Source organism: Ruegeria sp. CH8, from assembly GCF_056536985.1.
In genome coordinates this window covers 272,288-279,239 of record NZ_JBQFQR010000005.1, presented here as the reverse complement: position 1 = coordinate 279,239, position 6,952 = coordinate 272,288, and the positions used below count along the sequence as shown (strand labels likewise).

The window sequence follows — 6,952 nt, the reverse complement described above, 5'->3', positions numbered from 1 at the left end:
CAACCAGCAAAATCAACCATCTTGCCACCCAACTCAACATGCAAGTCATACAAAGGCGTGCGCTTTACTTCAGTCATGGGTCTAACCTTTCTTAGGTCAATGTCGCTGAATGCTGCAAATTTTCGTATTGCGCCAAAGCTGTTACCGCCAAGCTTCCCATGACTGTGTCACAAGTCAACAGGTATGGAACTTTGATCTGTGTCAGGTTTGACCTGTCGAAGGTCGAGTAAAGCGTATACGTCCGCATGCTGCATCCGTGTTTCTGATAGGAAACTTTTTTCTTTTACGCAACATCAAAAATTGGAAATGCAGACAGATCCGCGGTGCATACCCCCTAAGCCGCTGAGATTTTTGCCGGATGCCCAAGGAACACCTCTGGCCCCTGCCCACAACCTGCCCTAAGACTCCGCCCGAGAGGGACCGCCATGTCACATATAACACTGGTTCGCCACGGCCAGGCCAATACCGATGCGCGTGATGAAGAAAGCTATGACAAGCTGAGCGATCTGGGTCACCAGCAGGCACGCTGGCTGGGCGCGCATCTGCAGTTCACCCGAACCAGCTATACACGCGTCTATTGCGGCACCCTGACCCGTCATGTCGAGACCGCCGCCAGCATGGGACTGGCCGAGCCGATCCGCGATCCCCGGCTGAATGAGATTGAATACTTCACTATCGCCAAGCTGTTCGAACAGCAGCACGGCGTCGTGGTCCCGACCGACCGTGAGGGGTTTGTTGAACATCTGCCTCGGACATTCTCAGCCTGGGCAAATGGCGAAATCAAAAACACACCCGAGACCTTCGAGGAGTTCGAGGCCCGCGTCTCTGGCGCGCTGCGTGATATCGGCACCGAGGGCGGACCCGCGATCGTGGTGACCTCGGGCGGTTTGATCTCGATGGTGGTGCGGCAGGCGATGGGGCTGGATATCCCGTCGATGGCGCGTGTGGCCCTTGCCATCATGAACACGTCGATGCATCGTCTGCACCCGATCGGCCCGCAGCTGAGCCCGGTCCTGTTCAACGCCGTTCCGCATCTGGAAGCGCCGGACCGGCAATACGCGCAGACCCACCTGTAACTTTTCGGAGGCCCCATGCAGCTTTATTATGCCCCCCGCACGATCTCGATCGCTGTTGCCATCGCCTTGGAAGAAACAGGGCTGGACTATGAAGCGATCCAACTGGACTTTGCCGGGGGCGAGCAGACAAAGCCTGCCTACAAGCAAATCAACCCCAAGGGCCGCGTTCCGGCGCTGGTGGTGGATGGTGGTATCCTGACCGAAACCGGGGCTCTGCTGGAATATATCGCGGCCAAAACGCCTGAGGCCGGTCTGGTACCTGCGGATCCGATCATGGCGGCGCGGATGCGTGAGGTGATGTTCTACCTTGCCTCGACCATGCATGTGAACCACGCCCACAAGATGCGCGGGCACCGCTGGGCCGACAAGAAATCCAGCTGGAAAGACATGAAAGACAAGGTCGCGCAGACGATGACCGCGTCTTGCGCTTATATCTCGTCGAACGGGCTGCGCGGGCCGTTTGTGCTGGGTGAAGCGTTCTCGCTGGCTGATGCTTATCTCTATGTGGTCTGCAGTTGGTTGGAAGGCGACGGCGTCGACGTTACGGCCTTCCCCAAGATCGTCGCCTTCCGTGAGGCGATGGAGGCGCGGCCTTCGGTTCAGGCGGTGCGCGCCGCCGGAATGCTCTGACAAAAGGAAATACGATGACACATCTCTGGGTCCGGGCAGAACAGCGCCCGAACGAGGAACGGGTCGGGCTGACCCCCGAAGGCGCCGCCGCGCTGATCGCAGCAGGCATCCGCGTGACGGTCGAAGAAAGCTCGGTACGCGCCATTCCGATTGACGGTTACAAGGATGCGGGATGTGAGATCGCGGCTGAGAACTCATGGCCCGAAGCCCCGTTGGATGCGATCATCTTCGGCCTCAAGGAACTGCCCGAGGACGGCAGCCCTCTGCCCCACCGCCACATCATGTTCGGCCACGCCTATAAAGGCCAGCACTCCGGCCGCGCGCTATTGGAGCGGTTCAAGGCCGGAGGCGGTACGCTTTACGATCTGGAATATCTGGTGGACGAAAATGACCGTCGGGTGGCAGCCTTTGGTTATTGGGCCGGTTACGCAGGCGCTGCCGTGACACTCAAGACATGGGCCGCGCAGCAACGGGATCAGGAATGTCCGCCGGTGGGTGTCTATCCCAGCAAGGACGCGCTGAATGCCGAACTGCTGGCCGAACTGGACGCCACCGGCGCAGACCGCCCGCGCGCCATCGTCATCGGCGCTTTGGGCCGCGTCGGAACCGGGGCTGCAGACCTGTGCGAAGCGATGGGCGTCAGCGTCACCAAATGGGACATGGCCGAAACCGCCAGCGAGGGACCGTTCCCGGAAATCCTCGACCACGACCTGTTCCTGAACTGCATCTTCGCGCGCCCCGGCACGCCGGTCTTTGTTCCGCCAGAGGCACTGACCGCTCCGCGCAACCTGACCGCCATCGGCGACGTGGCATGCGACCCGGACAGCGACTACAACCCGGTCCCCGTCTATGACCGCGCCACCACGTGGGAGGCCCCCGCCCTGCGCGTGGCCAGCGATCCTGTGATGGACGTGATGGCCATCGACAACCTGCCGTCGATGCTGCCGGTCGAAAGCTCGGAAGACTATGCCGCGCAATTGCTGCCCTCGCTGCTGACCCTGACCGATCTGGACAGCGGCGTCTGGGGTCGGGCAGAAGCAATCTACAAAACACATATGAGAGGGATCTGAGCGATGACGATTCACTGGTGTGGCACCGGCCTGTCGGCCATCCCCGGCCTGCGCCGCCTGATCGAGGGCGGGCATAAAGTCACCGTCTGGAACCGGACCATCGACAAGGCCAAGGCCGAAGTCGGAGACCTGACTGATGACATCCGTGCCTTCGACATCGACGCGCTTGGCGCGGTGTTGGAAAAGGGCGACGTGATCGTCTCGATGCTTCCGGGTGACTGGCACGTGCCGCTGGCGGCACTGGCAATCTCGAAACAGGCCAATTTCGTCTCGTCGTCGTATATCGCGCCTGAAATGCGCGCGCTGGACAACAAAGCGCGCGAGGCCGGTGTGGCGTTGGTCAACGAGGTGGGCCTTGACCCGGGGATCGACCACCTGATGGCGCATGCTCTGGTCGCAGACTACCGCGCCTCGGACGCATTCGATGCGCAAAACCACCTGAGCTTTATCTCCTATTGCGGTGGCATTCCCAAGAACCCCAACCCGTTCCGCTACAAGTTCAGCTGGTCGCCCTTGGGTGTACTCAAGGCGCTGCGGTCCCCGTCGAAATCGATCCGCGACTACGCACCGCTGGATGTCGCGCGCCCATGGGACGCGATCACCAGCTATATCGCGCCTTTGCCGACGCCGGAAAGTTTTGAGGTTTATCCAAACCGCGACTCGATCCCCTTCATGGCCGAGTACCAGTTCGAGGAACACTGGCCGGTTAAGGAATTCGTCCGTGGCACCCTACGCCTGAACGGCTGGGCCGAGGCATGGTCGGACGTGTTCACTGAGATCGAGACGCTGTCTGGCCCCGAAGGCGACGCTCGCCTGAAAGAGATGTCAGACCAGTTCTGGGCCGATAACGCCTACGACGAGGGCGAGCCGGACCGCGTGGTTCTGTGCGTGGGCCTGAAGGCGGAAAAAGACGGCACCCCGGTCTGGAACAAAACCTATGTGATGGACGCCTGGGGCGACGCGCGCGGCACCGCCATGGCGCGTCTGGTGTCAGTGCCGGTGTCGCTGGCCGTCGAGGCCGTTCTGAACCGCGCCATCCCCGCCGGTGTCCACGCCGCCCCCAGCGACCCGAAACTGGTGCAGGGCTGGATGGACGAGATCGACAAGCTGGCCCAGCATCTGCAGGTGGTAGATCATTTGAGCTGAACGACTGGCACCGCCCTGATCAAGACCGGGGCGGTGTCCTTAGTTCAAAGCGGCCTGCGCCAGATCGACGAGGTTATGGCGCATTTGCGGGCTCAAGAGATTTTCGTTCGCAAGTTTCAATTCTACCTCTTGGACGGAACCGGGGGGATAGTGGAACAAACCGCCGTTTACACAGTCAAACACGCGATTATCTACAAGAAAGCGAGCCGCTTCACTTGAAGGGAAGTCCGTTAAAACCTCCGAAGCTGTTCCCAAATATATCGCCTGAAGAATCATCTTAGCTGGCAGCCCACCTTGTTCAAAGAAATCCTCAAGCGTTTCGAACCCTGCTTCTGACACTGTACTTTCAACAAACTTGGGATAGTGCTCTCCCAATTTCACGATCGCTTCTTCGCAGGTCAAAACGGGGTAGTTTTCTCGCCGGTTGGGGAATAAGGGTGGGCAGTTTGACCCTGCCAACATGCACGCTTCGAAAAACTGCTGTCGCGTTTTCTCGTGGGTCAGATCAACACGAAGCGCTTCTCTGAATGCCTCAGCCGCTGACCCGTACTGTTCTCGTTCGAGCCGCATCCGCCCAAGTCTGCGTGGCATCCAAAGCAGCCGTTCATTTTCAGCCACCGGGTATTCTTCCATGAGCTGAGAGAAATATGCGTCGGCCTCTTCATATCGCTCCAGCTTTTTTAAAAGACGAAATCGCTGCTTAGCCGTGTAGGTTATCGTTGGGGCCAGTTGATGGGCCTTTTCGATTGCGTCAAATGCAGCCTCGTCATCCCCCAATTTGCCTAAAACATGGCTGACCCACTGCCAGGCCTGATGTTCTTCCGCGTTTAGGGTTGCCGCGGCTTTGAACTCTGCTAACGCGCGCTGGAGGTCCTTTTTTACTATGTAAGCCCGCCCACGGTAGATTTGGATAACCGCCAACTCCTCTGGCGTGTACTTTGCGTTTTCAAGAAGGCGGCTGCAGCCCTGAATGGTCTTGTCCGGCTCGGCGTCGGGGCTGTGACAGTCCGCTGCGAGCATATCTGCGACCAAATCACTGTGCTGCTTGTTCTGGTACAAAAGAAAAGCGGTTATCAAGATCAGACATGCTGCCACCAGCCTTACAATACGCCCATTCAAAACCCCGTCCCTTCAACGCATTAATCAACTTTAACGCGTAACTTTTGACATGATTTCTTGCGATTAACTATCCATCTCGCCATACGTCCGACAAAAAAAAAGCCACTCCGAAATCTCGGAATGGCTTTGGCTTATTCTACGCTGCGGTCGATCAGATATAGCGTTCTATAACGTCGTCGATGTCGTTACGGTTGATACCAAGTTCGGCTAGGTCTTGGTCCTTCAATCGGTTCAGTTCTTGTGCAGCGCGCACGATTTCTGTTCTGATTAGTTGCAACCGCATTGCCTGATCGAACAACAAAACAGAACTGGCGTTTACTGGCAGCTCGCGGCTGGGTCCAGAATCCAACATTCTCTCCTCCAAGTTTGACGCCGCGCCTGGCGCGGCGTTCCGATCAGTGCTTGTTACGGTTATAGGGCTGCTTGTGGTAAACACTTTCATAAGCGCGTCGGTTGATCTCGCTGCGCGGAACTCCGATGTCTTCCAACTGTCTATCGGTCAACTTCTCCAGCGACCGGACGGTATTGGCGAAAACTCCACGGCGGAAATGTTCGACACGTGCTTCGGCGTAATTCGAGAACATACCGAAGAAGAGCCCCTTCTGCGGAGTAACTGTTTGTGCGTATCCCATGACTTTCTCCTTTCAGTCTGAATTGCGTTTTTCGTTTCAAAACTGATTAAAGCAGTCGGGATTAACGGCACCGGAGCGTTAGATTAACTTCAGTTTAGAATTGGTGGAATCGAACATCCGACGAAGGCAACGCCACGTTGTTGGCCTACCATTCACTCGGGGTTGTCAGCGCCCAGCACATTTTGGATCAGAAACGCCGCGACCGGATCAACGTCGTCACGTGCCAGAACCTCTTGCAGCGATGCGGTCAGAGCACCCGTTCCCCAAGCATCGACGGAAAGAGCAATCCAACCCGCCAGAGAGGTGCTGTTTTCCAACTCTTGCCGGTAGATTTCCAGAATTTGCGCCTGCAGCTCTGGCCGTGCGGCACCGCCATCGGTCAGAACCTGGATGAGCTTTTGCCTGTCTTCCTGAGTGCGATGCTGCTGCGCCAATGCGTTTCCAATCAGGTCAACAGCAACGGCTCCGTCCACCTCGATCCCCGCAAGCGCCCAATCGGTCAGGTTCAGGCTACCGGTTTGCAGTGCAGACCGATAACGGCTTTGAACCAGCGCCCGCGCCTCGGGATCTGATTGCAGCCCCAACAGGCGTATGATGGTTGGCGCATAGGCAAGGCGGTTTACATCGCGCAAGTCCCGCATCAGATGCGCCGTCGGCACAACATCCCGAACCTGCCGCGCAATTGGGTATGGTGCGCGGTGGATCTCGATCAGGGCGGCGTTGCGCAAAATCCGATCTTCATGCGTCAGGAAACGGCTAAAAAAGGCGACGCGGGTTGGGTCATCCGTTTTGCCGATGCTCCAGTCCGCGTGACGGGCGCGCACGTCGTTCAAGTAAGCGGACCGGTCGGGTGTCATCAGAAAGCTCTTCGACCAGACATTTGCATAGCCGCGCCCCGCTTTGTCCTGAACCCCTCCGCCATAGATCATAAGAACGGTTCTGTCCGGATCGGTGCGAAAGGCGGATCGCGTGACACTATCAACCAGAAAGGGGATGTCTGGTAATACCGCAAGCTGCTCTGGTGTGCCCTTGAGCACGGAGACCGGAGTGTAGCTGAACGGATTGTCCGGCGCGGGTGCGGCCAACACCATCACCTGTGCCGACAAGATGCGGTCTGCAAGCGAGTATTCCGGCAGCGTGACACAAACAGCGCAAGCCACTGAAGCGCGCGGCGTGAGAACGCAACAAGCGGTAAATAAAAGCCCCCCGAAAAGACGCCACAAAAGTTGCATCATTCATGCCCTACTTCGTTGTCGGCCATGGCCGTCTCGTTCAGGCC

8 protein-coding genes are annotated in these 6,952 nt (G+C 58.0%); 4 read left to right on the top strand and 4 right to left on the bottom strand.

What is annotated here, in order from left to right:
- Window positions 1-425 precede the first annotated feature (425 nt).
- Genes ACR0ER_RS08175 through ACR0ER_RS08160 form a run of 4 tightly spaced genes read left to right on the top strand, consistent with a single transcriptional unit; the run spans window position 426 to window position 3,922 of the window.
- Window positions 426-1,076, top strand: a complete 651-nt coding sequence (locus ACR0ER_RS08175) for a histidine phosphatase family protein (protein WP_480768485.1) — start codon at window positions 426-428, stop codon at window positions 1,074-1,076.
- A 15-nt stretch (window positions 1,077-1,091) separates the two neighbouring features.
- Complete coding sequence (locus ACR0ER_RS08170; RefSeq protein WP_480768484.1) at window positions 1,092-1,706, top strand: glutathione S-transferase family protein; 615 nt, start codon at window positions 1,092-1,094, stop codon at window positions 1,704-1,706.
- A gap of 14 nt (window positions 1,707-1,720) precedes the next feature.
- The gene (locus ACR0ER_RS08165) at window positions 1,721-2,776 is read left to right on the top strand and encodes a saccharopine dehydrogenase (RefSeq protein ID WP_480768483.1); all 1,056 of its coding nucleotides are present in this window, start codon (window positions 1,721-1,723) and stop codon (window positions 2,774-2,776) included.
- A gap of 3 nt (window positions 2,777-2,779) precedes the next feature.
- Window positions 2,780-3,922, top strand: coding sequence for a saccharopine dehydrogenase family protein (locus tag ACR0ER_RS08160; protein ID WP_480768482.1), 1,143 nt, complete (start codon window positions 2,780-2,782; stop codon window positions 3,920-3,922).
- Between the two features lie 39 nt (window positions 3,923-3,961).
- Here ACR0ER_RS08160 and ACR0ER_RS08155 read toward each other — a convergent pair whose 3' ends face one another.
- From ACR0ER_RS08155 to ACR0ER_RS08140, 4 genes are all read right to left on the bottom strand, one after another.
- Window positions 3,962-5,041, bottom strand: coding sequence for a tetratricopeptide repeat protein (locus tag ACR0ER_RS08155; RefSeq protein WP_480768481.1), 1,080 nt, complete (start codon window positions 5,039-5,041; stop codon window positions 3,962-3,964).
- Window positions 5,042-5,192: 151 nt separating this feature from the next.
- The gene (locus ACR0ER_RS08150) at window positions 5,193-5,393 is read right to left on the bottom strand and encodes a hypothetical protein (protein ID WP_480768480.1); all 201 of its coding nucleotides are present in this window, start codon (window positions 5,391-5,393) and stop codon (window positions 5,193-5,195) included.
- Between the two features lie 43 nt (window positions 5,394-5,436).
- Complete coding sequence (locus tag ACR0ER_RS08145) at window positions 5,437-5,673, bottom strand: DUF1127 domain-containing protein (protein WP_170329602.1); 237 nt, start codon at window positions 5,671-5,673, stop codon at window positions 5,437-5,439.
- Between the two features lie 152 nt (window positions 5,674-5,825).
- A complete protein-coding gene (locus ACR0ER_RS08140; RefSeq protein WP_480768479.1) occupies window positions 5,826-6,833 on the bottom strand; it encodes a hypothetical protein in 1,008 nt (335 codons plus the stop codon).
- Window positions 6,834-6,952: the final 119 nt, after the last annotated feature.